At 71.7% G+C, this 26,939-nt stretch carries 24 protein-coding genes; 15 read left to right on the top strand and 9 right to left on the bottom strand.

What is annotated here, in order from left to right; all coding sequences use genetic code 11:
• The first annotated feature begins 189 nt into the window (after nucleotides 1-189).
• Entirely contained in the window at nucleotides 190-426 is a 237-nt protein-coding gene (locus ACZ45Z_RS09375) for a hypothetical protein (protein ID WP_468358626.1), read from the top strand.
• A 244-nt stretch (nucleotides 427-670) separates the two neighbouring features.
• Nucleotides 671-2,173: a sugar transferase gene (locus ACZ45Z_RS09380; protein ID WP_468358629.1), complete on the top strand. Its 1,503-nt coding sequence runs from the start codon at nucleotides 671-673 to the stop codon at nucleotides 2,171-2,173.
• A gap of 73 nt (nucleotides 2,174-2,246) precedes the next feature.
• On the opposite strand, the gene ACZ45Z_RS09385 is transcribed toward ACZ45Z_RS09380, so the two are convergent.
• Complete coding sequence (locus tag ACZ45Z_RS09385; RefSeq protein WP_468358632.1) at nucleotides 2,247-3,191, bottom strand: GDP-L-fucose synthase family protein; 945 nt, start codon at nucleotides 3,189-3,191, stop codon at nucleotides 2,247-2,249.
• Nucleotides 3,192-3,411: 220 nt separating this feature from the next.
• Here ACZ45Z_RS09385 and gmd point away from each other — a divergent pair, with 220 nt between their 5' ends.
• The 3 genes from gmd to ACZ45Z_RS09400 are packed head-to-tail and all read left to right on the top strand — an operon-like array spanning nucleotide 3,412 to nucleotide 6,130.
• The gene (gene gmd, locus ACZ45Z_RS09390; protein ID WP_468358635.1) at nucleotides 3,412-4,425 is read left to right on the top strand and encodes a GDP-mannose 4,6-dehydratase; all 1,014 of its coding nucleotides are present in this window, start codon (nucleotides 3,412-3,414) and stop codon (nucleotides 4,423-4,425) included.
• Entirely contained in the window at nucleotides 4,422-4,958 is a 537-nt protein-coding gene (locus tag ACZ45Z_RS09395) for an LbetaH domain-containing protein (protein WP_468358638.1), read from the top strand. Before gmd ends, ACZ45Z_RS09395 begins: the two co-directional genes overlap by 4 nt.
• Nucleotides 4,955-6,130 (top strand): glycosyltransferase, encoded by a 1,176-nt coding sequence (locus tag ACZ45Z_RS09400; protein ID WP_468358641.1) that lies wholly within the window; start codon nucleotides 4,955-4,957, stop codon nucleotides 6,128-6,130. The genes ACZ45Z_RS09395 and ACZ45Z_RS09400 overlap by 4 nt, the downstream gene beginning before the upstream one ends.
• A 48-nt stretch (nucleotides 6,131-6,178) precedes the next feature.
• On the opposite strand, the gene ACZ45Z_RS09405 is transcribed toward ACZ45Z_RS09400, so the two are convergent.
• Nucleotides 6,179-7,462, bottom strand: coding sequence for a glycosyltransferase (locus tag ACZ45Z_RS09405; RefSeq protein WP_468358644.1), 1,284 nt, complete (start codon nucleotides 7,460-7,462; stop codon nucleotides 6,179-6,181).
• A 120-nt stretch (nucleotides 7,463-7,582) separates the two neighbouring features.
• Here ACZ45Z_RS09405 and ACZ45Z_RS09410 point away from each other — a divergent pair, with 120 nt between their 5' ends.
• The 5 genes from ACZ45Z_RS09410 to ACZ45Z_RS09430 all read left to right on the top strand — a co-directional run bounded on the left by ACZ45Z_RS09410 (nucleotide 7,583) and on the right by ACZ45Z_RS09430 (nucleotide 14,402).
• Nucleotides 7,583-9,079 carry a hypothetical protein gene (locus ACZ45Z_RS09410; RefSeq protein ID WP_468358647.1) on the top strand — a complete coding sequence of 499 codons (1,497 nt, stop codon included), beginning with the start codon at nucleotides 7,583-7,585 and terminating at the stop codon, nucleotides 9,077-9,079.
• A complete protein-coding gene (locus tag ACZ45Z_RS09415; RefSeq protein WP_468358650.1) occupies nucleotides 9,076-10,758 on the top strand; it encodes a polysaccharide biosynthesis tyrosine autokinase in 1,683 nt (560 codons plus the stop codon). Before ACZ45Z_RS09410 ends, ACZ45Z_RS09415 begins: the two co-directional genes overlap by 4 nt.
• A complete protein-coding gene (locus ACZ45Z_RS09420; RefSeq protein ID WP_468358653.1) occupies nucleotides 10,755-12,326 on the top strand; it encodes an oligosaccharide flippase family protein in 1,572 nt (523 codons plus the stop codon). Before ACZ45Z_RS09415 ends, ACZ45Z_RS09420 begins: the two co-directional genes overlap by 4 nt.
• Before the next feature lie 88 nt (nucleotides 12,327-12,414).
• Entirely contained in the window at nucleotides 12,415-13,953 is a 1,539-nt protein-coding gene (locus tag ACZ45Z_RS09425; protein ID WP_468358655.1) for a fibronectin type III domain-containing protein, read from the top strand.
• A gap of 20 nt (nucleotides 13,954-13,973) precedes the next feature.
• A complete protein-coding gene (locus tag ACZ45Z_RS09430) occupies nucleotides 13,974-14,402 on the top strand; it encodes an FAD synthase family protein (protein WP_468358658.1) in 429 nt (142 codons plus the stop codon).
• Nucleotides 14,403-14,427: 25 nt separating this feature from the next.
• On the opposite strand, the gene ACZ45Z_RS09435 is transcribed toward ACZ45Z_RS09430, so the two are convergent.
• Nucleotides 14,428-15,162, bottom strand: coding sequence for a CDP-alcohol phosphatidyltransferase family protein (locus ACZ45Z_RS09435; RefSeq protein ID WP_468358661.1), 735 nt, complete (start codon nucleotides 15,160-15,162; stop codon nucleotides 14,428-14,430).
• A 41-nt stretch (nucleotides 15,163-15,203) separates the two neighbouring features.
• Here ACZ45Z_RS09435 and ACZ45Z_RS09440 point away from each other — a divergent pair, with 41 nt between their 5' ends.
• Nucleotides 15,204-16,511: a glycosyl hydrolase family 28-related protein gene (locus tag ACZ45Z_RS09440; protein WP_468358664.1), complete on the top strand. Its 1,308-nt coding sequence runs from the start codon at nucleotides 15,204-15,206 to the stop codon at nucleotides 16,509-16,511.
• A 122-nt stretch (nucleotides 16,512-16,633) separates the two neighbouring features.
• On the opposite strand, the gene ACZ45Z_RS09445 is transcribed toward ACZ45Z_RS09440, so the two are convergent.
• The 4 genes from ACZ45Z_RS09445 to ACZ45Z_RS09460 all read right to left on the bottom strand — a co-directional run bounded on the left by ACZ45Z_RS09445 (nucleotide 16,634) and on the right by ACZ45Z_RS09460 (nucleotide 20,420).
• Complete coding sequence (locus ACZ45Z_RS09445; RefSeq protein WP_468358667.1) at nucleotides 16,634-17,857, bottom strand: cytochrome P450 family protein; 1,224 nt, start codon at nucleotides 17,855-17,857, stop codon at nucleotides 16,634-16,636.
• A gap of 185 nt (nucleotides 17,858-18,042) precedes the next feature.
• The gene (locus tag ACZ45Z_RS09450; protein ID WP_468358670.1) at nucleotides 18,043-19,263 is read right to left on the bottom strand and encodes an MAB_1171c family putative transporter; all 1,221 of its coding nucleotides are present in this window, start codon (nucleotides 19,261-19,263) and stop codon (nucleotides 18,043-18,045) included.
• A complete protein-coding gene (locus ACZ45Z_RS09455; RefSeq protein WP_468358765.1) occupies nucleotides 19,256-19,852 on the bottom strand; it encodes a hypothetical protein in 597 nt (198 codons plus the stop codon). The genes ACZ45Z_RS09450 and ACZ45Z_RS09455 overlap by 8 nt, the downstream gene beginning before the upstream one ends.
• Nucleotides 19,853-19,931: 79 nt before the next feature.
• Nucleotides 19,932-20,420 (bottom strand): helix-turn-helix domain-containing protein, encoded by a 489-nt coding sequence (locus tag ACZ45Z_RS09460; RefSeq protein WP_468358673.1) that lies wholly within the window; start codon nucleotides 20,418-20,420, stop codon nucleotides 19,932-19,934.
• A 290-nt stretch (nucleotides 20,421-20,710) separates the two neighbouring features.
• Between ACZ45Z_RS09460 and ACZ45Z_RS09465 the strand changes: the two genes are divergently transcribed.
• Nucleotides 20,711-22,396, top strand: coding sequence for a ribonuclease J (locus tag ACZ45Z_RS09465; RefSeq protein WP_468358676.1), 1,686 nt, complete (start codon nucleotides 20,711-20,713; stop codon nucleotides 22,394-22,396).
• 84 nt (nucleotides 22,397-22,480) lie between these two features.
• Here ACZ45Z_RS09465 and ACZ45Z_RS09470 read toward each other — a convergent pair whose 3' ends face one another.
• Nucleotides 22,481-23,056, bottom strand: a complete 576-nt coding sequence (locus ACZ45Z_RS09470; protein ID WP_468358678.1) for an AMIN-like domain-containing (lipo)protein — start codon at nucleotides 23,054-23,056, stop codon at nucleotides 22,481-22,483.
• Nucleotides 23,057-23,317: 261 nt separating this feature from the next.
• Here ACZ45Z_RS09470 and ACZ45Z_RS09475 point away from each other — a divergent pair, with 261 nt between their 5' ends.
• From ACZ45Z_RS09475 to ACZ45Z_RS09485, 3 genes are all read left to right on the top strand, one after another.
• Entirely contained in the window at nucleotides 23,318-24,592 is a 1,275-nt protein-coding gene (locus ACZ45Z_RS09475) for a VWA domain-containing protein (RefSeq protein ID WP_468358681.1), read from the top strand.
• Nucleotides 24,592-25,437 carry a hypothetical protein gene (locus ACZ45Z_RS09480; protein WP_468358684.1) on the top strand — a complete coding sequence of 282 codons (846 nt, stop codon included), beginning with the start codon at nucleotides 24,592-24,594 and terminating at the stop codon, nucleotides 25,435-25,437. Before ACZ45Z_RS09475 ends, ACZ45Z_RS09480 begins: the two co-directional genes overlap by 1 nt.
• 249 nt (nucleotides 25,438-25,686) lie before the next feature.
• Complete coding sequence (locus ACZ45Z_RS09485) at nucleotides 25,687-26,127, top strand: hypothetical protein (RefSeq protein WP_468358687.1); 441 nt, start codon at nucleotides 25,687-25,689, stop codon at nucleotides 26,125-26,127.
• Nucleotides 26,128-26,157: 30 nt separating this feature from the next.
• Here ACZ45Z_RS09485 and ACZ45Z_RS09490 read toward each other — a convergent pair whose 3' ends face one another.
• Nucleotides 26,158-26,781, bottom strand: a complete 624-nt coding sequence (locus tag ACZ45Z_RS09490; RefSeq protein WP_468358690.1) for a class I SAM-dependent methyltransferase — start codon at nucleotides 26,779-26,781, stop codon at nucleotides 26,158-26,160.
• Nucleotides 26,782-26,939: the final 158 nt, after the last annotated feature.

Genomic DNA, 26,939 nt, shown 5'->3' on the forward strand with positions numbered 1-26,939 from the left:
CTCACCTCGTTTCCGTCGATGCCTTCGGGCCAGGGAATGTGCCCGGAATTTCCGCGGGCAACCCCCTATTGCCCCGCCGGCTTCTCGGCGTCCTGTGCGGCGTCGTACGCCGTGAGCGCCCGCGTCCTGATAGACCTGGGGTCCGGAAAACAATCACCGTGAGTTGTCCCCGCATGTGAGGTGAGAGCCATGTCGGTGGTCATCGAGTTCACCGACCGCCATCGCTCCGGCGTGACCTGGGAAGACACCCGGATCGACGACGAGGGCGCGCTGATGTTCGCCTACGAGACGCGTGCGGGCGGTGCGCTCGCGGTCCTGTGCCAGGCGGTCAAGACAACGTCCCGCCCGCCGGGCCTGCGCACGGTCGCGGTATACGGACCCGGCGCGTGGTTCAAGGCGGAGGGCACCGGCGTGGAGAGCCTCTGACGCGTGCCGGGCACGGCAGGCCCGGGACCGCCGTCGGGCCGGGCCGACCGCCGTCGAGCCGGCTGCGCGGACCGGATCACGTTTGGCCGTAGATGTAAACAACCGGACACAAGAACACTCAAATTAGGTAAACCGCAGCAGTTCGGCCTGTCGTGCTCTAGCGTTCACGCCGGTACGGAGCGGTCGCGCAGTGGGGGTTCTTCGGCGGCCGCACCGGAAGTCTGGGACGACCAAGTGGGGGGCCATGGGGTTGTTCGAAGCTGCCGGGGCACGGGTGATCGAGTCATCCGCCGGGACAGTGAAACCGAATCGGGTATGGGAACACAGGAAGAGGGGCGGGCACAAGCCGGCGTTTCCGGGGTTGCTGCTGGTGGCTCTGGCGGTGGACGCGTTGGGGGCCTCGGTGCCGGTCGCCGTGCTCTGCGGTGCGACGCGTCAGCCGCACACGCTGCTCACCGCCACGCTGGCCGGCGCGGCATGGCTGGCCGTAGCCGCTACGAAGAATCGATACGCCAGGGGTTTACTCGGGGAGAGCGGTGCGGTATTGCCGGTCGTGCGGGACTGGCTCACCATGCTGGGCGTCTTCGCCGTCGCCTGCGTCGGGATACGGGTCGAGGCCGCCGCTGAGGTCTGCGTCCTCGCGCTGCTGCCCTGCCTGGCGGTGACCACGGTCCGCCGCAAGATCATGCACCGGTATCTGCTGGCCATACGGCGCCAGGCGCAGGCGCTGCGCCGCGTGCTCGTCGTCGGGGAGGCGGGCGCCGTCGACACCGTGCTCGCGGAGCTGGCGCACCGCACCGACCATGAGTACCTCGTCGTCGGCAGTTGCCTGGTCGGGGACGGCGCCACGGACTCGGCTCTGCCGGTGCCGGCCCGGCTCGCCTGGGACGGCGCCGCCCCGGAGGCGGCCGAGGACGGGCAGACCGTCCTGTGGTGCGCGGCCGAACTCGACGCCGATCTGGTCCTGGTGGCGCCCGGGCGGCAGATCCCCGCACAGCGGATCCGTCGCCTGGCGTGGGCGTTGCATGACGAGGGCCGGGATCTGGCCATTCTTCCCGGCCTGATCGACGTCTCGCAGCACCGGATAAGACTGGCCAAGGCGGCGGGCCTGACGGTGATGCACATAGATCCGGCGGCGCGGCGGGGGCTGCCGGCGGTGCTGAAGGAAGTCACCGACCGGTTGGGGGCGCTGCTCCTGCTGGTGCTGCTCGCCCCCGTCTTCGGCGTGGTGGCCGCGGCGATCCGGCTCTCCTCGGCCGGCCCGGTCTTCTACTGGCAGGTGCGCGTCGGCCGGGCCGGGATGCCGTTCCGGATGTGGAAGTTCCGCACCATGGTCGTCACCGCCGACCGGATGCGGCCCGCGCTGGAAGCGGCGAACGAACACGACGGGGCGATGTTCAAAATGCGCCGGGATCCGCGGGTGACGGGGGTGGGGCGCTTGTTGCGCCGCTGTTCCCTGGATGAGCTGCCGCAGCTCTACAACGTCCTGATCGGCCATATGTCGCTGGTGGGCCCGCGGCCCCCGCTCCCCGAGGAAGTGGAGCGGTACGACCGGACGGAGATCCGCAGGCTGGCCGTCAAACCCGGCATGACCGGCCTGTGGCAGGTCAGCGGACGCTCGGATCTGTCGTGGGACGAGACCGTTTCCCTGGATCTGAGCTACGTCGACAACTGGTCCTACGCCCGCGACATCGATGTGCTGGTGCGCACCCTGCGTGCCGTGGTGGACGGGCGCGGTGCGTACTGAGTCCGGTGGGCCGCGGTCTGCGGCCGGCGCCCCGCCCCTGGGCGGAGTCCGGCCGCACGCCGCGGGCCCGGCGTCAGACCGGGGCCGGCTCCGACCTCCAGGAGCGGTAGGTCTGTGCGATGCCTTCGGCGAGCGGGATGGTCGGGGACCAGCCCAGTTCGCGGATGCGGCTGATGTCGAGGAGCTTGCGCGGGGTGCCGTCGGGGCGGGAGGGGTCGAAGCAGACGCGGCCCTCGTAGCCCACGGCGGTGGCGACGCGGGCGGCGAGTTCGGCGATGGTGAGGTCCTCGCCGCATCCGACGTTGACCGTGCTCTCGCCGTCGTAGCGGCGCAGCAGCAGCTCGCAGGCCGCGGCCAGGTCATCGACGTGCAGGAATTCACGCCGGGGTGTTCCGGTGCCCCAGAGCGTGAGCTCGGCCTGCTTCTGCTCCTTCGCCTCGTGGAATCGGCGGATGAGGGCCGGCAGGACGTGCGAGGTTTCGAGGTCGAAGTTGTCGCCGGGGCCGTAGAGGTTGGTGGGCATGGCGGAGATGAAGGAGGCGCCGTACTGGCGGCGGTAGGAGCGGATCTGGACGAGGCCGGCGATCTTGGCGATGGCGTACGCCTCGTTGGTGGGCTCCAGCGGGCCGCTCAGCAACGCGTCCTCGGTCATGGGCTGTTCGGCGTGCTTGGGATAGATGCAGCTCGATCCGAGGAAGAGCAGCCGGCGCACTCCCGCGTGGTGGGCGCCGGCGATCACGCTGAGCTGAATGCTCAGGTTGTCCTCCAGGAACTGCACCGGAGAGGTGCTGTTGGCCATGATGCCGCCGACCTTCGCCGCGGCCAGTACGACGGCGTCGGGCCGGGCGGACCGCAGGTAGGCGGCGGTGGCCTCGCCGTCGCGCAGGTCGAGTTCGGCGCGGGTGCGGGTCAGTACGTCGTAGCCGCTGCGGGCCAGGCGCCGGGCCACGGCGGAGCCCACCAGCCCTCTGTGGCCTGCGACGAAAACACGTGCGGGAGTGGGCAGCAAGTCATCCATGGGGCGGATTGTGCCAGTGAACGCGATACGCCCACCGGCTATTTCAGGAAATTCCCGCCCCGGTTCGCTCTCGACCGCCGGGCACCGAGCGGGTAGCGTCCACGCCCCGAGCCCTTTACCCGGTGGGGAATTCACCGGCCCCGTCAATTCCAAGGCTCGTCGCCGTTTTCACGGTACGTCGTCAGTTCAAAGGCTCGTCACTTCTCGTGGGGGGAAGCGCATGTCAAAAACCGCGGTCATCACCGGTATCACCGGTCAGGACGGTTCGTATCTCGCGGAATTTCTGCTGGGTAAGGGCTACACCGTGCACGGGCTGATGAGACGCTCGTCCAGTTTCAACACCGAGCGCATCGACCACATCTACCAGGATCCGCACACCCCGGACCGGCGGCTGGTGCTGCACCACGTCGATCTCTCCGACGGGGTCGCGCTGGTCAACCTCCTGCGCGACGTCCAGCCCGACGAGGTCTACAACCTCGGCGCGCAGTCCCATGTCCGGGTCTCCTTCGACGCCCCGCTCTACACCGGGGACGTGACCGGGCTGGGCGCCCTGCGGCTGCTGGAGGCGATCCGGGCCAGCGGCGTGCGGACCCGGCTCTACCAAGCCTCGTCCTCGGAGATGTTCGGGGCCACCCCGCCGCCGCAGAACGAGTCGACGCCCTTCCACCCGCGCAGCCCGTACGGCTGCGCCAAGGTCATGGCGTACTGGTCGACGGTCAACTACCGTGAGGCGTACGGGCTGTACGGCGTCAACGGCATCCTCTTCAACCACGAGAGCCCCCGGCGCGGCGAGACCTTCGTCACCCGCAAGATCACCCGTGCGGTGGCCCGTATACAGGCGGGGCTCCAGGAGCATCTGTATCTCGGCAATCTCGACGCCGTCCGGGACTGGGGGTACGCGCCGGAGTACGTGGAGGCCATGTGGCTGATGCTCCAGCGTGACGAGCCCGACGACTATGTGGTGGCGACCGGAGTGGCCGCGACCGTACGGGACTTCCTGGGGGCCGCGTTCGACGCGGTCGGCCTGGACTGGGAACGCAGTGTGCGCTTCGACCCGAAGTACGAGCGCCCCTCCGAGGTGGACGCGCTCATCGGCGACGCCTCCAAGGCCAAGAGCCTGCTGGACTGGTCCGCGAAGGTGCGGTTCGACGAGCTGGCCCGGATCATGGTCGAGTCGGATGTGCGCGAGCTGGAGGACGAACTCGCCGGTCACCGGGTGCGGGTGGACCGATGACCACTCCCGCAACGGCCCGTCGGCTGCGCGGCTTCAGCGGCGCCGGCTACGACAAGGGCCGCGGTCTGCTGACGCAGGCCGCCTGGTTCGCCGCCCTGAACCTGCTGTTCGTGAAGTGGTGGTTCCCGCCGCGGCTGCGACCCGCACTGCTGCGCGCCTTCGGCGCCCGCGTCGGGGAGCGGGTGCTCATCCGCCACCGGGTGCGGGTGCAGTGGCCGTGGAAGCTCACCGTCGGCGACGACGTGTGGGTGGGCGAGGACGCCTGGCTGATCAACCTCGAACCGATCACCATCGCCGGGGACGTGTGCGTCTCCCAGGGCGCCGTGCTGTGCACGGGCAGCCACCAACGGCGCTCGCCCACCTTCGAGTTCGACAACGCGCCGATCCGGCTGGAGGCCGGTGCCTGGGTCGCGGCGCGCGCCATGGTCCTGCGCGGTGTCACCGTCGGGGCGGGCGCGGTGGTCGGCGCGGGAGCGGTCGCGCATCAGGACGTGCCGGCCGGGCGGGTCCTCACCACCGGAGGTGGCGGGTGAAGATCACTCATGTCGTGACGCTGGTCAGCGACGACGGGGCGTACGGCGGGCCGGTGAGTGTGGCCACCGGGCAACTGGGCGAACTGGCCGCGCGCGGGCACGAGGTCGAGCTGGTCTCGCTGTGGCGCGGGCGGACCGCACCTCCGCGCGCGGTGGACGGTGTGCCGCTGTGCGCCCACCGGGCCCGCACGCTGATTCCGGGGCAGGGGTTCCTCGGCCTGTTCCATCCCGCGCTGCTGACCTCGCTGTGGCGCCGGGCGGGCCGGTCCGATGTGTGGCACCTGCACGCCGGACGTGACCTGGTGTCGCTGACGGCGCTCGCGGTGGCCGTACTGCGGCGGCGGCCCTTCGTGGTGCAGACGCACGGCATGGTCCAGCCCCGCCGGTCGGCCGTGGCCACGCTCTTCGACCGGGTGTACGTCCCGCTGCTGCGCCGGGCGCGCGCCGTCCTGGTGCTGACGGAGGAGGAAGAGGCCGGACTGCGGCGCGTACTGAGAGGTCGCGGGCCGCGCCTGGTGCGGCTGCCCAACGGCGTCCGCCCGCGTCCGGAGAGCCCGCAAGGACCGGAAGGCACGAGCAGCCCGGAAGGCGCGGCAAGCCCGGAGAGCGGCGCGGGCGATCCGGCCGACGTGCTCTATCTCGCGCGGCTCCAGGCCCGCAAACGCCCCGAGGCGTTCGTGCGGATGGCCGCGCTGGTGCACGCGAAACGCCCCGATGCCTCGTTCACGCTGCACGGGTCGGACGAGGGGCGGCTGGCCGAGGTGCGGCGGCTGATCGCGAGCGAGGGCCTGGCCGACGTGGTGACGTACGGCGGCGCGCTGGACCATGACGCCGCGGTGGAGCGGACGGCCCGGGCCACCGTGTACGTCCTGCCCAGCGTCGACGAGCCGTTCCCGATGAGCGTGCTGGAGGCGCTGGCGGTGGGCACGCCCGTGGTGTGCACCGAAAGCTGCGGCATCGCCGGTGAACTCCAGCGGCGGCACGCGGCATTGGTGACCGACGGATCACCGGAGCGACTGGCCGACGCGGTGCTGCGGCTGCTGGAGGACCGTCCGCTGCGCCGGCGCGTCGCGCGCGCCGGCCGGGACGCCGTCGACACCCGGTTCTCGCTGGTGGCCGTGGCCGACCGGTTGGAGGAGTGGTACCGGTTCGCCGTCCGGTCCCGCGGGTGACGGTTCCGCCGGCGGCCGCCGGGTGCTCGCCCCGCGGCCGCCGGCACCTCACGCGTCGCCCGTGCGGCGGCCGCGCCACGCGACGTGCAGCAGTTCGGTGATCCGGTCCAGGCCGGCCCCACTGCTCAGGCACCGCTCGGCGTACGCCGGGCCGCGGGCTCCCAGCCGGGCGGCGCCCGCCGGGTCGTCGGCCAGCGAACGGATCCGCGCCAGCAGCGCCTTGGGGTCCTCGGGTGCGACGACCGCCCCGGCACCCGACCGCAGGACCTCCTGGGCGGTGCCCCCCTCGGCGGCCACCGACGCGACCACCGGCCGGCCCGTCATAAAGTAGGACGTCAGCTTGGACGGAAGGCTCATGTCCAGCACGGACGCCTTCTGGGTCACCGCGAGCACGTCAGCGGCGGCCAGCACCTCGGGGAAGTCGTCGGCGTCGGCCGGCGGCAGGAACGACAGGGTGGGGACGCCGGCGCCGAGCCGCTGGAGCCGCTCGCGCTGGTTGCCGTCCCCCATGAGCACGACGCGCAGGGCGGCGCCCTCCTGATCGGCGAGGCGGGCGGTCTCGACCAGGACGTCCAGACCCTGCTTGAGGCCCATGTTCCCGGCGTGCAGCACGACCGTCTCCCCCGCAGGCCACCCCAGTTGGGCCCGCGTCAGCTCCCGGTCGCCGCTCGGCCCCTTCACGTGCGCCCAGTTGGGCACCACGTGCACGCGTTCGCGCGGCACGCCCATCGCGGTGACCCGGTCCACGAACGACTCGTGCACCACCCCGACGACGGCGGCCCCCCGCAGCACCCTGCCCTCCACTCCCCCGGCCAGCGCGGCCACCCTGCCGCCGCCCTGGATGCCGCTCTGCTCGGCGGCGGCGCCCATCAGATCCTGGACGACGACGACATGCGGTACGCCGGCCCGCCGCGCCAGCCGACCGCCCAGCACGCCCCCGGCCAGGCTGGGCATCTGGGTGAGCACCACATCGGGACGCACGCGCGGCGGCGCCAGGGTGCCGTGGGCGAGGATGCTCGCCTCGAACAGCGCCCGCCGCACGGCCGTTTGGCGCGGCGGCACGGTGTGCCGCCGGCGGTGCACCGTCACCCCACCGCGCACCTCGCACATCCGCCACCGGCCGGCGTACCCCTCCGCCACCCGCCAGGCCGGGTAGTGCGGCATGCCCGCCAGGACGTGCGTGTCGGCTCCGGCCGCGGCCAGGTGCTCGGCGATCTGTGTCGAGTACGGGCCTATGCCCGTGTGTTCGGGTGCGTAGTTGGTCGAGACGACCAGCACGCACCGGCCCGCTAACGCGTTTTCCACGACTGCCCCCTCCGGCTGTGCGGTCATCGTAGGAGCCGGTGGACGGCGCCGGTCGCGAATTGGATTGCGATTGTGTCCCGAAGACGACCTTGTGACCCGACGTCCCTTAGATTGTGGATATTGGTGGGGAGTTGGGGGTGGCCGCTCATGCCCGAAGGGGGGCCGCGCGGTGTCGCGCGCGTACGCGGCGTCGCCGCGCTGTGCTGCTGGACGCTGCTGTTCGTGGCGCTGCTGCCGGTGCTGATCCTGCATTCGACCGACACCCGTCTCGGGGCCGCGCTCGCCGTGCAGTGTGTGGTGGTGGCGCATACGGGCACGGCGCTGGCGCGGGTGCTGACCGACGTCCGGGGACGGGTGATCGCCCTGGGCTTCTGGCTGTTCTCCTACGTGTGGCTGGGCCTGGCCCCGTTGGCCATGCTCGCCACGGACGCGTATCCGCGGGGCTTCATGGTGGACGGGCCCACCGCGTTCTGGTCGACGGTCGTGGTGGAGACCGGGCTTCTCGCCTACAGCGCGGGCTCGGCGATCGGTTCCTGGCGCTCGGCCCGCGCCTCCACCTTCCTCGAACCGGTTCTGGCCCGGCGGCCGGCGCCCGGTCGGGTACTGCTGCTGTGCGGGCTCGCGCTGCTGCTGGCGGTCGTGCTGGTCCCCGGACAGGGCGGGCTGTCGGCGTTCTTCCTCAGCCGGCAGGCGGCCAACGAAGCGGCGGCGCAGGCGGCTCCGGCCGGGTCGGCGGACCGGGCGATGGCGGCCTGGGCGCTTTCGGTGCCGGCGTTCTGGGCGCTCGTCGCGCTGCTGCACGTGCCCCGCTCCCAGGCGGGCGACCGTACGCTGCGCGGCATGCGGTGGATTCTGCTGCCGCTGCTCATCGCGCTGAACGCGGTGGTCAACAACCCCATCAGCCAGCCGCGTTTCTGGGCCGGGACGGTGCTGCTGGCGCTGGTCTTCAGCGCCCCCGCGCTGAGGGGGCCGCGGGCCTTCCGGATCGGGGCGGCCGCCGTGACGGCCGTGGTGCTGGTGGTCTTCCCCTACAGCGACTACTTCCGCTACGACAAGCGCGAGCCCGTCCGGGTCGTCTCGCTCGCCGAGCAGTTCACCGCCAACGGCGACTACGACGCCTTCCAGCAGATCGAGACGGGCATGGACTACGTCCGCACGCGCGGGTTCACCCCGAGCGCGGCCCTGGGCCCGCCGCTGTTCTTCGTGCCGCGCGCGGCGTGGCCGTCCAAGCCCGACGACGCGGGCATCCTGCTGGCGCGGCACGCGGGGTACCGGTTCGAGAACCTCTCCGCGCCGCTGTGGATCGAGACGTACATGTGGGCCGGATTCCCGTCGGTGATCGCCGTCTTCGCGCTGATCGGCGCGGTGGGCCGGCGTATCGACGACATCCGGCACCGGCTGCGCAGGCGGCGTGGCACACTCGCGGCATTGCTCGTGCCCGCGTTCGGCTTCTACCAACTCGTCCTGCTGCGCGGCAGTCTCATGGCCATCGTGGGCCCGCTCGCGCTCCTGTTGTTCATCCCGCTTCTGATCACCCGCAAGCCCGGGACCACCCGCGCACCGGAGCGGCCCGCCGCGGCCGCCGCCCCGGCCGACGCACGCCTCGACGCTTTGCCCGCACCCACAGGAGGAGCCCGTACGTGAGCGTCTTCGACGAGCCGACGGAGGAGCCGGACCAGCTCCGCGACCAACTGCGCCAGCTCTTCCGCTACCGCGCCTTCCTGCTGCTCGGCCTGCTGCTGGGGGTGCTGGGCGGTGGCGCGGTGTTCTTCTTCGGCGGCGCGACCTACACGGCGACCGGCGAGGTCGTGGTGCACGCGATCAGCACCGCTCCCTTCGAGGCGGGCGGCGTCTCGGTGGACAAGCAGATCAGCATGGGCACGGAACGGCAGATCGCGCAGAGCGCGTCGGTCGCGGCCGGCGCCGCCAAGGCGCTCAAGGTCACCACCGAGCCGGCCACGCTCCAGCGGGATCTGCGGGTGAGCAACCCGCCCGAGACCCAGACGCTGATGTTCGAGTACAGCGCGGACTCCCCGGAGAGGGCGGCCCGGCTCGTCAACGCCTTCGTGCACTCCTATCTCGCCTACCGGCAGAACGCGGCGACCCAGCGCATCGACACGACCGTCAGCAAGCTGCGCGACGAACTGCGGCCCCTGCTCGATCAGCGCAAGGTGCTGGACCGGCGGATCGCGAACGCGGGCGGAGGGCTGAGCAAGGCCACCGACGAGTCCGAACGCAGCAACATCATCTCGGAGATCGGGGATCTCCAGGGCCGGATCTCCAGCCTGAAGTCCCTCGACACGACGCCCGGTGACGTGGTGCGCAAGGGCGACCCGCCGGCCTTCCCCTCCAGCCCGGGCCTCGCCGTGCTCCTTCTCGCGGGCGCGGTCGTGGGCCTGGCTCTCGGCGTGCTGGCGGCGTGGATCCGCTCGGTGCTGGAACCGCGTGTGCGGTCGGTGGCGGACGTGCAGGACAACCTGCGCGCGCCGGTGCTCGGCATCCTGCCGCGCCGGCGGGGCGGGGAGGAGTTGCTGGAGGTCGGGCGGGCCGGTCGCGGCAACCGGGCGGAGGCATACCGGACGATCGCCTTCCGGCTGGTGCACGACCAGCGCTTCACAGGGCGGGGCAGCCTGCTGATCGTCTCCCCCCGCGAGAACGCCGAAGCCGTGTCCGTCGCCGTCAACCTGGCCGGTGCGTTCGCGGAGATCGGCAACGACATACTGCTGGTCGAGGCGAATCTGCGCACACCCGAACTCGCCGGGCGGCTCCCGCTGCGCCCCGGCCACGGCCGGCCGGTGCCGGGCGGCTGGGCGGACGGCGAGCGGCTGGCGGTGGACGCGGGCGTCGACGGGCGCTTCGACCTGCTGCCCGGCCGGGAGGTGCCGAACCCGGCGCGCGCCCTGTCCGCCCCCGGCTTCGCCCGGCTGCTGGGCGCGCCGTCCGGCCCGTACGAATACGTCTTCGTCGTCACCGGCCCGCTGCTCTCGCACGCGGACGGTCTGGCCGTCGCGAAGCGGGCGGCCGGTGTGGTGGTGGTCTGCGACCTCAACGAGGTGCGCCGGGACGACCTGGACCGGGTGTGGGAGCTGATCACCGGGGCCGGCGGCCACGTCCTGGGCGCGGTGCTGGACAAGGGCAGTCGGCCGCGGCCGCTGCGGCGGCTCGCCGACGGGGGCCCGACGCAGCGCAAGCACGGCCGGGGCCTCCCGCGGGCCGCGGCGCCCGCGACGCCGCAGCCGGCTCCGGGCCCGTACGCGCCGCCGGCCGGCCGTGCCCCGGTGGACGGCACGTCCGTCGACGACGCCTCCTCGCTGCGCGGATGACGGCCCCCCACGGCAGCGGCGAGGACGGTGGCGGGCCGGTCATACCGGTGCCCGCCGCGGACGGCGGGCGGCGGGGGGTCGGCACGACCGCGCGCGGGGGCGCGTTCGGCTTCGCGGGGTCGGCCGCGAACGCCCTGTTCGGGTTCGCGCTGGTGGCCGTCGTCACCCACGGTCTCGGAGCGCGCGGGGCCGGTGCGGTCTTCACGGGCGTGGCGGCGTTCACCATCTTGAGCAACGCCTTCAAGCTGGGGGCCGACACCGCCCTGGTCCGCTTCGTCTCCCGGGATCTGGAGCTGACCGGTGGCGCCGGGGTGCCGGGGCTGCTGCGGACGGCGGTGCCTCCCACGGTGCTGGCGAGCGGTGCGGGGGCGGCGGTGATGTTCTTCTCCCCCGGCCTCGCCGGATGGCTGCTTCCCGACCTGGCGCCAAGTCAGGCCACGCTGCTGATGCGGCTGTTCGCGGTGTTCCTGCCGGTGGCCACCGTCTCGCTGGTGCTGCTCGGCGCGACCCGGGGCTACGGCTCGGTGGTGCCCTTCGTCGGGGTGGAGCAGATCGGCAAGCCGGTGCTCCGCGTCCTGCTCGCCGTGCCGCTGGTGCTGCTCGCGCCGAGCGTGGCCGGGCTCTCCGCGGCGTGGCTGGCGCCCTCGGTGCTGGGAGCGGTCGCCGCCTGCCTGTCGTTGCGCACCTCCCGCCGGGTGTGTCCCGGCGGGCGGCGGCCGCCGTCCCAGGCCCGGGAGTTCTGGGCGTTCGCCGGGCCGCGGGCGGTCTCCTCGGTCTTCGACATCACCGCCGTGTGGATCGGCGTGATCTTGCTGTCGGTGCTGGGCACGAGCGCCGAGGCCGGTGTCTACACCGCGATCGGCCGTCTGGTCACCGCCGGGACGCTTCTCCAACTCGCGCTCAGGCTGGCGGTCGCGCCGCAGATCAGCCGGCTGCTCGCGGGCGGCGACAAGTCCGGGGCCGAGCACCTGCACCGGGTCTCGACGCGGTGGATCGCGCTGTTCTCCTGGCCCGTGTTCGTGGTGCTGGCCGCCTTCCCCCGTACGGTGCTGTCGCTGTTCGGGCCCGGGTTCGGCGGCGGGGCGGCGGGGCTGGTGGCCCTGTGCGCGGCGTGCGTGATCAATGTCGGTGTCGGCAACGCGCAGACCGTGATCCTGATGGCGGGGCGGAGTGTCTGGAATCTGGCGGTCGCGGGCGCGGCGTTCGTCGTGCAACTGGGCACCGGTGTGTGGCTGGTGCCGCGCTACGGGGTGCTGGGTGCGGCGCTGTCGTGGGGCGCGGCGATCGTCGTGGACAACGTCGCCTCGGCCCTGCTGGCCCGCTACCGCCTGGGCTTTCGTACCGTCGACCGCGGTTATGTGTGTGCGGTGCTGGTCGGCGTGGTGGTAGTGGTGCCACCGGTGTCCGCTATGCGGATGATTTTCGGGGACACTTCACCCGGTGCGTTCTTGGGAATTGTTTTGGCCATTATGGCTTTCGGTGCCGCCGTGTGGCGCTATCGTTTGCCGCTGGGGGTCGGGGAGTTCTTCGGAGCACTGCGCAAGCGCAGTTCGGGAAACTCGCGATGAACGCTGAGCCCATTTCCGCACAGAAATCGTCGCGGTTCCGCTGCCCGTCCCGACAATTCCGCTCGCGCTGTGCTTCCAGGGGGGACCTGTGCGCAAAAGAAGCAGACACGTCAATCTCATCGTCGCCGCCGCGGTACTCGGTACCGCTTCCACGGTGCTCGCCGCCGGCCCGGCTCAGGCCGCCGGAGAACCCACACTGACCGCCGATCCGCTGAGCACCTGGCAGACCGACGGCGTCGTGTGGGCCATGGCCTACGCCAAGGGCGTCGTCTACGTGGGAGGCACCTTCGATCACATCCGGCCGCCCGGGGCGGCGCCCGGCACCGGTGAGCTGGCCCGCACCAACTTCGCGGCGTTCGACGCGGCGACCGGCCAACCCCTGCCGTGCGCCCCGGCGTTCACGGGGGGCACCGGCACCATCCGGGCGATGAAGCCCTCGCCCGACGGCTCGCTCCTCTACATCGGCGGGTCGTTCGGCAAGGCCGGCCCGGTCGGACGGTCCAACACCGCCAGCCTCAACACCGCCGACTGCACGATCGGTTCGGCCTGGCAGCCGACGGTCAGCTCCACCGTGCGGGCCATCGACGTGACCGCCGACACGGTCTACGTGGGCGGCGGCTTCGGCACGGTCCAGGGGCAGACCCGCGAGCGGATCGCCGCGCTGCGCCCGAACGGCACGCTGCTGCCGTTCAAGGCCACGATCCGCGGCTCGTCGGTCTCCAACGACCCGACGCCCGCGGTCAACGCGATCACGGTCGCGCCCCAGCTCAACAAGGTCATCATCGGGGGCCGGTTCACGTCGGTGAACGGGAGTCTGTTCACCGTGCACGCGCTGGCCGGGCTGGACGCGACCACGGGGAAGGTCGTCAACTCCTTCACCGGCTGGATTCCCAACCGGTCCGCGGTCAAGTCGCTGGTCAACGACGGCACCAATTTCTATCTCGGCGCGGAGGGCACCGGCGGCGGGGTCTTCGACGGCCGCGCCACGGGCCGGCTGTCCGACGGCGCCCAGGTCTGGAAGGACACCTGTCTGGGCGCCACCCAGGCCGTGCTGCCGTACAAGGGCGTGCTCTACAGCGGCTCGCACGCGCACAACTGCTCCTCCACCCCGGGTGGCTTCCCCGATATCGGCAACCGCCAGCACTTCCTGGCGCAGTCGATCTCCGACAAGACGATCCTGCCGTGGTTCCCGGACACCAACGACGGCATCGGCGAGCAGATCGGCCCGCGGGCGCTGACCATGGCGGACGGCATCCTGTGGGCGGGCGGGGAGTTCACCACCGTCAACGAGAAGCCGCAGCAGGGCCTGACCCGGTTCGCGGCCGCGCCGGACACCGGGGCGCCGCAGGTGCCGCTCCTCGGCGGCTCCAGCGCCTACCGGGGCAAGGTGACGCTGAACTGGAAGGCGTCGTGGGACCGGGACGACGGCGTCCTGACGTACCGCATCTACCGCGACGGCGTCTACCTGACGTCGCTCAACCAGGATTCGCGGTACTGGAACCGGCCCGACATGAGCTTCACCGACACCGTGGAGCCCGGTTCGCAGCACCGCTATTCGCTGGAGGTCACCGACGGCACCAACGTCTCCGGGCGCAACGGCCCGGTCTACGTGACCGCCAAGAGCTGACCGCACCCAGTGGGGGGTAAATGACGCACCGAGTAGGTTACGCGCCCGGGGTCTACGACCTGTTCCACGTCGGGCACCTGAACATCCTCCGGCACGCGAAGAGTCAGTGCGACTATTTGGTGGCGGGTGTGGTGTCGGACGAAATGGCTTTGCAGGCCAAGGGAAGGGCACCGGTCATTCCGCTCACCGAGCGGCTGGAGATCGTGCGCAGTGTGCGGTTCGTGGACGCGGCCTTCGTCGAGACCGTGCCCGACAAGCTGGAGACGTGGCAGCAGGTCCGGTTCGACGTCCTGTTCAAGGGCGACGACTGGCGGGGGACGGAAAAGGGCGCCAAACTCGAACGGGATTTCGCGACAGTGGGGGTGGACGTGATGTATTTCCCGTACACCGTGCACACCTCCAGCACCCTGTTGCGCAAGGTGCTCGACGGGCTCGCGGCCTCCGCGTGATCCGGCGGACTGTCCGCCCCCGGCCTCAGCGTCCGGGGGCGGACAGTTCGCGGTACCACTTGACGTAGAACGCCACCATGAACAGGACGTGGGCGGCGAGCAGCAGGCAGTACAGCGTCAGGAAGAGGTCGCGGCTGCCGAACACCAGGAACAGCGCGCAGAAGACGCCGTAGTCGACGGGCAGCAGCGCGACGGAGCGCAGCGTGGAGGCGGGGGCCGCGGGCGCCGCCGGACCGCTAGCCGTCTGCCGGAGGCGTTCGGCGCGCTTGAGCTGTTCGGTGAGGATGCCGCCGAAGAACACCATCACCGCGGTGAACTGGAACGCGACGGGGACGAGCAGGTACACGGGGTCGGAGAGGCCGAAATGGCGGTAGAACGAGACCAGGACAGCCATGTGGAGGGCCAGCATCTTCCCGCAGTCCACCACGTGGTCGAGCCACTCCCCCGCGGGGCTGCCGGTGCCGGTCAGCCGGGCCAGTTGCCCGTCGGCCGAGTCGAGTGCGAAGCCGAGCACCAGCGCCGCGAACACGCCGCACGCCACGGCGGGCGAGGGACGGAGCGTCGCGATCATGACGATGCCCACGAGGGAGAACGCCGCGCTCAGGAGGGTGATCTGATTGGGCGTCAGTTTTGCGGTGTAACCCGCCGCGGCGAGTATCCGGCCGGCCGGCCGGTTGACGTACCGCGAATACAGGGACACGCCCTTCGCCGTTTTCTGGGCCGCGGAGAGTTCTCTGATCGCGTATCCGAACTGGCTCATGTCCCCCACCTGATGACTGGACCCCCCGAAGGAGCAACATCATGGCAGGCAGGCTGTCCCCGTCAACCGGCGGTGCCGCGCGCAGGACGGTGCTGGCGGGTGCGGCCGCCGCGCTGGCGGCCGGTCTCACCGGGTGTGACGCGCAGGATTCCGCTTCCTCCCCGGGCGCGCGGGACGACGCGAAGGCGCCGCTGGTGACGGGCCGCAGGCCCAAGGGCAAGGATGTCGTCGACGTGATGGTGGATTTCGGCGCCAAGGGCGACGGCCGCACCGACGACAGCCGGGCCTTCGCCCGCGCCTACGCCTACGCGGCCGGCCGGGTATGGGACCACGTCGGCCGGACGGTGATCGACGTACCGGCCGGGATCTACCTCGTCCGTGAGCCCAACGCGCTGATCAACGCCCCGGGAGGCAAGCTCAAGGCCAACGGTCTGCGCTTCCGGGGGGCGGGCAAGCGGATGACGCAGATCGTGTTCGCTCCCCGCAAGGCCGAGGACGCCTACCTGTGCCGCAACGAGGACAGTTGGGCGAACCTCGTGTTCGAGCAGATCGGCTTCCGCTCCGGCACCCCCGGCGCGTCGTTCTGCTACTCGTACTCGACCGGCCAGGCGCAGGACTACCGCTTCAGCGACTGCGAGTGGACCGGTGAGTGGACCTACGGACTCGCCCTCGACGGCAGCAACACCAACTCGGAGATGCGCTGGGACGCCTGCCGGGTGGGCGGGGCCTACCGCAAGGCGTTCCTGTACTCCGGGCTCTCGCAGAAGTCGCCGAACCCGCAGCAGCAGGACCAGTTCCTCAACTACTGGTTCAACGACATGAAGGTCGAGTACGAGTGGGGCAACTTCCTGGAGTTCCCCTACGGCGGCTCGCTCACCTGCCGCGGCGGCTCCTACATCATCACCGGTCGCCGCCCGCAGAACTCCGCGCCCTACGGGCGCACGAGCACGTTCTTCCGTTTCCCGCGCGGACCGCACCACGACTCCGTACAGCGCTTCCACGCCGAGGACATCCGCTTCGAGGTGCGCGGCCCGGACACGCTCGTGATCGACTGCGCCTGGGACAGCGGCACGGTCCATTTCAACGACTGCGACGACACCGCTCACGCCTTCAGGCCGTTCGCGAAGAACAGCAGCCCCCACCGCTACGACCTCGGCTCCCGCGGCCCGCTGGTGCGTTACGACTCCTGCCAGCTCTCCGGCCGGCACGTCTACCGGCGCGACTCCTCCGACTCCGGTGCCGGTACCCGCGCCCGCTACGACATGTGCCTGCTGCGCAACCACGCCCAGAAGGACTTCGCCGCGGGCGGGGGCGGCCGGGTGCGGTTCGTCGACTGCGTGGGGGCGTGAGCCACCGGCACCGCGCGCAGGAAGACCTGCCCGGTGCGACGGGGGATGCACACCGGGCAGGTCCCACGACGTTTCTACCGCATGTCGCGGCGGAGCGCCTCAAAAACGTGTTCGTTTGCCCGCTACCAGGTGACGGGGAGCGAGATCAGGCCACGTGACCGCAGGGAACGGCGGTGCCGCACGGCCTCGCGGGGGCCGTCGAGCCGCAGACCGGGGAAGCGGCCCAGGAGCGCGTCGAGGGCGGTGACGGTTTCCATGCGGGCCAACGGGGCGCCGAGGCAGTAGTGGATGCCGTGGCCCAGGGCGAGGTGCCCGGAGAGGTCCCGGCCGTGGTCGAGCGTGTCGGGGGCGGGGAAGCGGGCGGGGTCGCGGTTGGCGGAGGCGATCGACAGCAGCACACTCTCCCCGGCCGGGACGCGGACGCCGCCGATGTCGAGGTCCTCGGTGGGGAAGCGGCGGATCGCCAGCGGGGCGGGCCCGTCGTGGCGGAGGAACTCCTCGACGGCGGCGGGCAGTTGCGCGGGGTCGCCGCGCAACTGGTCGAGCAGGTCGGGGTGGTCGAGGAGGGTGAGGACGGCGTTGCCGATGAGGTGGACGGTGTTCTCGTAGCCGGCGAAGAGGATGAGGAAGGCCAGCGAGGTCAGCTCGTCCTCGGTGAGCCGGTCGCCGCCGTCCTCCACGTCCGCGTCATCGCGTACGGCGATCAGGTCCGAGAGCAGGTCGTCGCCCGGTGCGGCCCGCTTGGCCGCGATCAGACCGGTGTAGAACTCCAGCATCGCGCCGACGGCCTGCTTCATCGCCTGGGGGCGGCTCGGATCCGGCGTGATCAGCGCGTCCGACCAGGCCAGGAAGTCGCGGCGGTCGTGGTGGGGGATGCCGAGCAGATCGCAGATCACGGTGATGGGCAGCGGGCCGGCGTAGTCCGCGATGAGGTCGGCCCGGCCGCGCTCCTCCATCGCGTCCAGCAGCTCGTCGGCGACCCGCCGTACGGGCACGCGCAGCGCGTCGACGCGGCCGGGGGTGAACGCCTTGACCACCAGGCGGCGGACGCGGGTGTGGTCCGGCGGATCCATGTTCAGCAGATTGGCGTCCAGCGCGGGCGGCAGCGCGAAGCCGCGGTAACTGCCGGGAGTGGCATGGCGTTTGTCCAGCGCGAGCCGCGGGTCGGCGAGTGCGCGCCGGACGTCGTCGTAGCGGGTGACCAGCCAGGCGGGCTGCCCGTCGGCGCCGGTGATCTTGTGCACCGGGCCGGCTTCGCGCAGCGCGGCGTAGGCGGCGTGGGGATCGTCGAGGAGGGGGGTCACGTCGACGGTGGCGTCGGGGCCGGTCTCGGCGGTGTTCTGCATGGCTTCGACTGTAGAGGGCACGGACATCGGCGCCGGTCGCCCGGCCCCGTCCGGCGACTTCCCGGCCGGCCCCGTCATCCGGTGACGAACAAGGAGGCGGCACCGGCCCGAACGGACCGGTGCCACCTCCTTGCCGCGGGCGGCCCGGACCCCCGTGCCGGGCCACCCCGTCTGTGTGGTCGTGCTCAACCGCGCGCCAGGGAACTGCGCTGGCGCAGTTCGGCGAGCACGGTCTCGGTCAGCGGCGAGTGGTAGACGTCCGCGACCAGTGCCAGGTGTTCGTATTCGGCGGCGAGTTCGGCCGGTTCGGTGCCGGTGGTGACGACCACGCTGTCGGCGGCGTGGGCGGGGACATGGCCCACCGCGCGGTTCTCCAGGCCCCGGCGCAGCGCGGCGGCCTCCGTCACGGCCGCCATCTGCCGGTCGTCCAGGGAGAGGGCGCGGGCCCGTTCCCGGGCGACATCGAGGGCGTCGGACTCGACGTGGCGGCGGATGCCGCGCTGTACGTCCCGGATCTCGGCCATCTGGCGGTTGGCCCGCCATTCCAGGTCGGCGAACGGCCATCGCCCTGCCCAGGCCGAGGTTTCCATGGTCACCTCCGGGGCCTGGGCGGTGACGGCCCGCCAGAGCGGGGAGAGGCGGCGCAGCCGGCGCCAGGCGGCGACCCGGGGGCCGGCCGCGGGGAGGGCGAAGCCGGCGAGGACCAGGATCGCCGCGACCGAGGCGCTGAGCGGTGCCACGCCGTTGGACAGCCACGGCGCCGGGTGGCCGGTCCAGGACAGGACGAAGCCGGTCACCTTGCAGGCGCAGTAGAGCAGGCCGAGCCAGCACCCCGCGGCGAGCACGCGCAGACCGCGCGCCAGGTAGGTGGTGCCCAACTGGGCGGCGTAGCGCGGGCAAAGCGTGCCCAGGCCCGCCAGGCTCGATCCGAAGATGGCCAGATACAGCACCAGGAACAGCATCACTCCGGGGGAGCCGGTGTAGGCGGTGCTGAAGTCGCGGGGGTGTTCGACGGTGTCCGGCCGGCCGACGGCGAAGCCGGTGACCGCGACCGCCCACAGGGCGGCGACCGCGCCGACCGTGGCGCGCGCACGTGCCCGGGCGCGGGCCCGGGCGGCCGCGCCCTCGCCGGCCGTCCAGCGCAGCAGCAGCACCAGGGCGCCCGCGGCGAACACCACGACGGAGGAGTAGAGGAAGACCATGGCGAGGTTGGCCACGCCCACGAGGCGGTCGAAGGCGCGGTAGAGGCTGGGCGCGGAGAAGAGGAACACCGTCGCCACACCGCCGGTCATCACGCAGGCGAGCCCGAGGTCGGCGTTGCCGCGGTCGCGGAACCAGGCGACCGCCTTGTATCCGACGATGGTCCAGGCGGCGGCCGCGAAGCACAGGTAGACGAGGTCAAACACGTCGCTCTCCGTCCTCCGTCGCGCCCACCGGGTCGCCGTCGGCCGAGGTCTCCCGCGCCCGCCGGATGTGGCGCAGCGCGGGGCCGAGTGCCGCGGCAAGCTGGGCCGCCTGCTCCTCGAGGGGCAGTTCGCTCTCGGCGGCGGACGGCGCCACCCGCTCCATCAACAGCGTGCCGAGGACTTCGGTCTCCCGCTCGGCGAGGTTGTCGTAGCCGTGGTGCCGGGCGAAGCCCATGGTCAGGCCCATGCGCCGCATGGCGGTGGCCACGTCGACGGTGGGCGTCCAGACCTTCAGCGCTTCCTCGGTGACGGCCGGGTCCTGGCCGTGCCCGAGCAGCAGATGGCTCACTTCGTGGAGCACGATGTGGGCCTGGTGCCAGGGGGAGGTCTTGAGTTCGTAGAAGATCCAGTAGCCGTCGTCGGTGACGGCCGTCATGCCCGAGATCACGCCGTCCAGGCTCATCGGCACCAGATGGACGGGCCGTGCCACGCGGGTGGCGACGATGGCGCACATCCCGCGCAGGTCGGTTGCCTCGGGCAGTGCCAGCTCCTTGATGAGGCGCTTGCACCGCCTGCGTATCTGCCCCACTCGCATGCTCGTCCCGTCCTCGTACCCGGTCCGCTTCCAGAAGACGAAGATCTCGTCGCGTTCAGCGGTCCGTGTGGCGTCACTCACCGGGCCGCTCACCGCCCGGCTCGGGCGGTCCGTCCGGCAGGTTCATCTGCTGCCGGAACTGGGAGATGATGGTCGTCAGACTGTCCTGCACCTCCGGCGGCAGCCCCACCGAGCGCAGCGCGATGGCGCGCACCCGCTGGTCCCGCATGGCGGCGAGGAAGCGGACCTCTTCCTCCACCCGCGCGGCCTGGGGCTGCGGGAGGTCGCCCAGCAGGTAACCGACGGGCACGGCGAAGAACTTGGCCAGGGCGCGCAGCAGTTCCGGGCTGGGGTTCGTACGCCGTCCGTTGCGCAGCATCGACAGATACTGCTCGGTGACCGTGACCCCGCCGTACTCCTGCGCCCCGCCGCTGATCTCCTCGGCGACGAAGGCGTTGGTGTACGGGGATCCGGGCGGGTGCATGTGCGCGAAGAGGTGGTTCAGCCGCTCCGCGAGCGCGCCGCCCGCCCCCTTGGACCGGCTGTCGTCCCCCGCGCTCATACCCGCCGTCCCCTATCGATCAAGCCCAACGAACAGTTAAGGCAACCGCAATCGCCGCGCTCATCCTGTCATGTGACGAACGGGCCGCACCAGCCCATTTACGGATAGTGTCGCGTATCGACTTAACCGAGAGTTGAGTGAAAGCGGGACAGGCGCCTCACCTCGGGCGATGCGGTACGGGGGGCGGAAGCCTTCCTGGCGCGGGTGACGCAGCGCGACCGGGCGGCCCGTCGCGCTGCCAATCGCGTGGTTGATGGATCACCCCTGCGACTCTCCGGTAGCGTCAAGGTATGAGTCACCCACACCCAGAACTGAAAGCCGCCCCACCTCTGCCCCCTGGAGGGCTGAGGATCGTCGCCCTCGGCGGCCTGGGTGAGATCGGCCGCAACATGACCGTCTTCGAGCACGCCGGCAAGCTGCTGATCGTCGACTGCGGCGTGCTGTTCCCCGAAGAGACCCAGCCCGGCGTGGACGTGATCCTGCCGGACTTCACCTCGATCCGGGACCGCCTGGACGACATCGTCGCCGTGGTGCTGACGCACGGCCACGAGGACCACATCGGCGCCATGCCGTACCTGCTGCGCGAGCGGGCGGACATCCCCGTCGTCGGCTCGAAGCTGACGCTGGCTTTCCTGGAGGCCAAGCTCAAGGAGCACGGCATCAAGCCGCGTACGGCACGGGTGCGCGAGGGCGACCGGCGCGGGTTCGGGCCGTTCGACTGCGAATTCGTGGCGGTCAACCACTCCATCCCGGACAGCCTCGCGGTCGCGATCCGCACCAGCGCCGGGATGGTGCTGCACACCGGTGACTTCAAGATGGACCAGTTCCCTCTCGACGACCGCATCACCGACCTGCGCGCCTTCGCCCGGCTCGGCGAGGAGGGCGTCGATGTGTTCCTCACCGACTCCACCAACGCCGAGGTGCCCGGCTTCACCACCTCCGAACGCGAGCTGAACCCCGCGATCGAGCAGGTCCTGCGGACCGCGCCGCGGCGCGTCATCGTCTCCAGCTTCGCCAGCCATGTGCACCGCATCCAGCAAGTCCTGGACGCGGCCCACCAGCACGGCCGCAAGGTCGCCTTCGTGGGCCGGTCGATGGTCCGCAACATGGGTATCGCCCGCGAACTGGGCTATCTGAAGGTCCCGCAGGGGCTCGTGGTCGGCATGAAGGAACTGGAGAAGCTGCCCGACCACAAGATCACCCTGGTGTGCACCGGGTCCCAGGGCGAGCCGATGGCGGCGTTGTCCCGCATGGCCAACCGCGACCACATGATCCGCATCGGCAAGGGCGACACCGTCCTGCTCGCCAGCTCGCTCATCCCGGGCAACGAGAACGCCATCTACCGGGTGATCAACGGACTGACCCGGTGGGGCGCCAACGTCGTCCACAAGGGCAACGCCAAGGTGCATGTCTCCGGACACGCCAGCGCCGGTGAGCTCGTCTACTGCTACAACATCGTCAAGCCCCGACACGTGATGCCCGTGCACGGCGAGTTCCGGCATCTGCGGGCCAACGGCGATCTCGCGATCCGCACCGGCGTCGACCCCGACCGGGTGGTCATCGCCGAGGACGGCGTCGTCGTCGACCTCGTGGACGGCCGCGCCTCCGTCACCGGCAAGGTGCCCGCCGGCTACGTCTACGTGGACGGCATGACGGTCGGCGGCGCCACCGAGGCGTCCCTCAAGGACCGTCTCACGCTCGCCGAGGAAGGCGTGATCACGGTGGTGGCCATCGTTGACGCCGACACCGGCGCGCTGGCCGAGGCCCCGGACTTCCTGGCCCGCGGGTTCGTCCACGACGACACGACCTTCGAGCCGGTCATTCCGGTGATCGAGAAGACGCTGGCGACGGCGGCCGAGGAAGGCGTCGGCGACGCGCACCAGCTCGAACAGCTCATCGCCCGCGCCGTGGCGGCCTGGGCGTTCCGCACCCACCGGCGCAAGCCGCTGATCATCCCCGTCATCATCGACGCCTGAGCGTCCCTCCGGGGGCCGGGCACGAGCCGGGCCGGGCGCGGTCACCCGTGCCCGGCCCGCCGCGCCGCCCGCCGGTGGCGCGCCTCACCAGACGTGCGCGACGTCCACGATGAGCTGGTGGCCCGACCGCAGCACCCGGAACGGCAGCTTGGCGCGTACGCCCAGGCCGACCTGGGTCTGGCCCTCGAAGCTCGCCCCGAACTTGGTGTCCTTGAACGTCTTGTAGCCGGCCAGGCGCACGCCGGGCAGCGACTGTCCGGCCTTCGCGGTGTAGGTCGCCTTCCCGGTCGCCGGGTCGTAGCTCGGCGCCGACACGTAGATCTGCAGGATCGCGCCACCCTTGACCGGTATGCGCTCACCGGAGCCGTCCTGGTGGAACGTGCTGACGTAACCGACGTGGTAGCCGACGTCGCGGGTCGCGCCACCGACCTCGAAGACCATCCGGTCGTAACAGGCGTTCCGGCTGGTCTTGATGGTCTTCAGCGGCTTGGCGCCGGCGTCCGTGGCGGACTTGTCGCCGCTGCCCCAGACCGTCGAGCAGGCCGCGGCGGTGGCGGCCTTGCCCGCCGTCCCGGTAGCGGCCCCGGCCGCTCCGGCCGTACCCGCCACGCCGGTCCCCGCCAGTACCAGCACCGCGGCCGCGGTTCCCAACCGTCGCATGACATACCTCCGAATAAGCGTGAAGTACAGGTGTATGCGGTAGGACGGGCGGGTTCAGGGCTCGGTTGTGCGCCGGTCGGTAATTGGCCGACAGTGGGCGAAGTTGTCGCGAAGAGCGGGGTGGAGCGGGGCTCCGCGCCGGCCTGGACGGTGTGGGCGTAAGACCGTTCCGGCGGGCCGGCGGCCAGTTCGCCGGGCCGCCGGCGGGGAGATACTGACGGCCCGTTTGGAGCGCGGGGGAAATCTCAATACGATCCGGCGATGATCATAAGAAAACGGCTGGCGGCCGGGGTGTGCGGGCTGCTTGCCGCACTGAGTGTCGGGCTGCTCCCCACACCCGTCGCCGCCGATGAACCAGAGACCGGGTCCGCTCCCAAGGTCGAGTTGACGCTCGACGTCAGCGGCTCGATGCGGGCCCGCGACATCGACGGCAAGAGCCGGATGGCCGCGGCGAAGCAGGCGTTCAACGAGGTTTTGGACGCCGTGCCGGACGAGGTCCAGCTCGGCATCCGCACGCTGGGCGCCAACTACCGCGGCGAGGACCGGAAGGTCGGCTGCAAGGACACCCGCCAGCTCTACCCGGTGGGGCCGCTGAACCGCACGGAGGCGAAGACGGCGGTGGCGACCCTCGCCCCCACCGGCTGGACGCCCATCGGCCCCGCACTGCTGGGCGCGGCCCGCGACCTCGAAGGCGGCGACGCGCCCAGCCGGATCGTGCTCATCACGGACGGCGAGGACACCTGCGCCCCGCTCGACCCCTGCCAGGTGGCCCGCGACATCGCCGCGAAGGGCATCCACCTCACCGTCGACACCCTCGGGCTGCTGCCGGACGCCAAGACACGTAACCAGCTCAGTTGCATCGCCGAGGCGACCGGCGGCACCTACACCTCCATCCAGCACACCGCCGAACTGCGCGACCGTGTCCACCAGTTGGTGGACCGGGCCGCGCATCCCGTCGTCACTCCGGTGGCGACCAAGGGAGCACAGGAGTGCGCCGGCGCCCCGACACTGAAGGCCGGTCTCTACAGCGACCGGGAGAAGTTCGCCGAGCACCGCTGGTACCGGGTGGAGGTCATGCCGGGCCAGGAGCTGCGCGCGTCGGTGAGCGTCGCCGCCGACCGGGCGGTGAACGACGACTACGGGGTTCTGCTGCAAGCCTCCACCGTGCACGGCCGGGAGATCGTCCGTGGCTCGGAGGCCGGCGACGGCCGTACCGACGTCATCTCCTCGGGGCTGCGCTACCCCAAGGCACAACTGGCGTCTGAGGACGGGGACGCCAAGCCGGCGGCCGAGACCGTCTGCCTGCGGGTCAGCAACTCCTTCTCGGCGCCCGCTTCCGTCAAGACCGACCCGGGCCTGCCCGTCGAGCTGACCATCGACGTCGTGGACGGGCCCGACGACGCCTCCGACGCGGCGTCCTTCGGTCTGGGCCGCGGTGGGTGGCTGCTGGGCGCGCTGGTCCTCGCGGGACTGGTCGCCGGTCTGCTGTGGGGCTGGATTTCCCGTTGGCGTGTCACCGTCTGGAGGACCAACTGATGCGGATCGTAAGCGCGGTGACGACCGCTCTTGTGCTGAGCGCCGGCCTCTTCGGCGTGGCGGCGGGAACGGCGTTCGCCGACAGCCCTTCACCGGACCCGAGTGCGAGCGCGAGCGCCGCGGAGGGCGAGGGTGAGGCGGCCGCTCCGACGGAAGCCGGCACCTCGTTCCGTACGGCGACCGCCATCAAGCCCGACCAGCGGGCCACGGCGAGCGCCTCCACCGGCGACTACCTCTACTGGGTGCTGCCCGTGGACGCGGGGCAACGCGCCACGGTCAAGGCCGAGGTGACGCTGCCCGAGGCCGCCCGGCACGGTGCGGCGACCTGGCGGCTCGACGTCTACGACGGGCTGCGCCGCCGTCAGCCGTGCGTGTACGGCGCGCAGACCAAGGCCGCGGCCAAGGACGCCGGCTCGGTCGAACTGTCCTGCACCCTGCGGACGGTCCGGGCCTGGGCGGAGCCCTGGTCGAACGATCCGCTGCCGGGCAGCTACTACCTGCGCCTGACGGTCGCCGACCTGCCGCAGGACGACCTGGGGCTGCCGATCCGTGCCGCGGTCGAGGTCTCGGCGGCGGACGCGGGCGGCGCCCACGCGGTGGACGGCGCGCTCGCCGCTCCCCTGGTGCCCGGCGTCGCCACCGCGACGCCGGAGCCCTCGGCGAGCGCCTCCGCCCCGCGGTCCGCGGCCCTGAGCGAGCCGGAGGGCGGGTGGTCGTCGGGCCGTTGGTCCGACCGCTGGATCTGGACCGCGGCGGGCGGAGTCCTCGCGGCTCTCGCCGGCATCGGGGGCTACCGCCTCACCCGCGGGTCCGGGCGGCCGTCGCGGGTGCCGCCGGGCGCCTGATCCGGCGAACGGGCGGTCACGGCGGGTGCCGTGGCCGCCCGTTCGTCCGCCTCCCCGCCCTGGGGAAGGATCGGCGGGGTGACGGTCCGGACCGGCGGTTATCGGCAAAGCCTGTGAGGAATCGGACAGATGTCCTCCACGAGGCAACCCGACGGCGCCCGGCGCGATCAAAACAAGCGCGGCGCCGTACAGCGCACCCAGCGCGGCGCGGCGACCGAAACCCACCAGCCAGAACAGAGGAACCCACCAGTGAAGCCGTCTCGCCTCAGCCACCGTGTCACCGGCACCGCCGTCGCCGCCCTCCTGCTCACCACGGGCGCCGTCGCCGCGGCCTCCCCGGCCGCCGCCAAGGCCAACTCCATGGCGCTGGGCAAGGTCACCCTCGACACGCGGCACGCGCCCGTCATCAAGGCCGTCATCACCTACTCCTGCGACCCGGGTTCGGATGTGCACGTGGCCACCACCGCGACGAACCTCGACTCGCCGGACGCCACCCGTCCCGCCACCGCCAGTGCCACCCTCGCCAACGGCAAGCTGGTGTGCGACGCGGACCGGCACGTCGAGCGGCTCGTCCTGCGCCCGGCGCCGGGGGCTTCCTTCCGTAAGGGCGAGGACGTCAAGGTCGTCGCGAGCATCGTCACGCCGGCCGGCGACCACTACGCCGACGCGGAGAAGATCGTCACTCTCTGACGGCTCCGACGGCCGGGAAGGCCGGGCGGGCTAGGGGGCCACGGCTGTGCCGAGGGAGTCGGCTCCCATGGGCTTCGGGGCGCCCTTCTCGTAGAACACGTCGAGTTCGGTGATCGTGAAGCCCGCGCCCGTCACCAGGTCGGCGATCGGCCGGGTGAGGTGGCAGCCGTCGAAGAGCCGTTTCTCCATCGGCTCCAGGCGGCGTTGCCAGCGGCGCACGGTTTCGTCCTCTTCGGGCGCCAGCCCGTGTTCGATGAAGTGCAGGGTGCCGCCGGGTTTGAGGACGCGGCGGACCTCGCGCAGGGCGGCGTCGGCGTCGGGGATGGTGCACAGCGTCCAGGTGGACAGGGCCGCGTCGAAGCTGTCGGCGTCGAAGGGCAGGGACTGCCCGTCCAGCGCGGCGCGGCGCACCGGGACGCTGGACGCCGCGATGCGCTCGCCGGCGAGTTTCCAGCCGAGGTCGGACGGCTCGACCGCGGCGACGCCGGTCACGGCCGGCGGGTAGAAGGGAACGTTGTGCCCGGAGCCGAAGCCGATCTCAAGGATCTCGCCGCGCAGGCCCTCGCAGACACGCCGGCGTAGCGGGTGCGTCGTCTTGACCCCGCAGGCGGCGTTGACGATCCGCGGCACGATGCGTTCGGTGTAGAAGCCCATGGCGCCCGACCTCCGTGTCTCCCCTCCAGGATGGCACCGCGGTGGGAGGGGCGCAGCGCCGGCGGGTGGGGGGGGGGGGGGGGGGGGGGGGGGGGGGGGGGGGGGGGGGGGGGGGGGGGGGGGGGGGGGGGGGGGGGGGGGGGGGGGGGGGGGGGGGG

The organism is Streptomyces sp. NPDC031210 (assembly GCF_055570395.1).

Bases quoted from the DNA above. Each gene is read 5' to 3' on its own strand.
- ACZ45Z_RS09405 (WP_468358644.1), bottom strand. From the start codon at position 7,462: ATGACCGCACAGCCGGAGGGGGCAGTCGTGGAAAACGCGTTAGCGGGC.
- ACZ45Z_RS09410 (WP_468358647.1), top strand. From the start codon at position 7,583: ATGCCCGAAGGGGGGCCGCGCGGTGTCGCGCGCGTACGCGGCGTCGCC.
- ACZ45Z_RS09475 (WP_468358681.1), top strand. From the start codon at position 23,318: ATGATCATAAGAAAACGGCTGGCGGCCGGGGTGTGCGGGCTGCTTGCC.
- ACZ45Z_RS09380 (WP_468358629.1), top strand. From the start codon at position 671: ATGGGGTTGTTCGAAGCTGCCGGGGCACGGGTGATCGAGTCATCCGCC.
- ACZ45Z_RS09480 (WP_468358684.1), top strand. From the start codon at position 24,592: ATGCGGATCGTAAGCGCGGTGACGACCGCTCTTGTGCTGAGCGCCGGC.
- ACZ45Z_RS09395 (WP_468358638.1), top strand. From the start codon at position 4,422: ATGACCACTCCCGCAACGGCCCGTCGGCTGCGCGGCTTCAGCGGCGCC.
- ACZ45Z_RS09440 (WP_468358664.1), top strand. From the start codon at position 15,204: ATGGCAGGCAGGCTGTCCCCGTCAACCGGCGGTGCCGCGCGCAGGACG.
- ACZ45Z_RS09465 (WP_468358676.1), top strand. From the start codon at position 20,711: ATGAGTCACCCACACCCAGAACTGAAAGCCGCCCCACCTCTGCCCCCT.
- ACZ45Z_RS09470 (WP_468358678.1), bottom strand. From the start codon at position 23,056: ATGCGACGGTTGGGAACCGCGGCCGCGGTGCTGGTACTGGCGGGGACC.
- gmd (WP_468358635.1), top strand. From the start codon at position 3,412: ATGTCAAAAACCGCGGTCATCACCGGTATCACCGGTCAGGACGGTTCG.
- ACZ45Z_RS09490 (WP_468358690.1), bottom strand. From the start codon at position 26,781: ATGGGCTTCTACACCGAACGCATCGTGCCGCGGATCGTCAACGCCGCC.
- ACZ45Z_RS09445 (WP_468358667.1), bottom strand. From the start codon at position 17,857: ATGCAGAACACCGCCGAGACCGGCCCCGACGCCACCGTCGACGTGACC.
- ACZ45Z_RS09420 (WP_468358653.1), top strand. From the start codon at position 10,755: ATGACGGCCCCCCACGGCAGCGGCGAGGACGGTGGCGGGCCGGTCATA.
- ACZ45Z_RS09385 (WP_468358632.1), bottom strand. From the start codon at position 3,191: ATGGATGACTTGCTGCCCACTCCCGCACGTGTTTTCGTCGCAGGCCAC.
- ACZ45Z_RS09460 (WP_468358673.1), bottom strand. From the start codon at position 20,420: ATGAGCGCGGGGGACGACAGCCGGTCCAAGGGGGCGGGCGGCGCGCTC.
- ACZ45Z_RS09430 (WP_468358658.1), top strand. From the start codon at position 13,974: ATGACGCACCGAGTAGGTTACGCGCCCGGGGTCTACGACCTGTTCCAC.
- ACZ45Z_RS09435 (WP_468358661.1), bottom strand. From the start codon at position 15,162: ATGAGCCAGTTCGGATACGCGATCAGAGAACTCTCCGCGGCCCAGAAA.
- ACZ45Z_RS09375 (WP_468358626.1), top strand. From the start codon at position 190: ATGTCGGTGGTCATCGAGTTCACCGACCGCCATCGCTCCGGCGTGACC.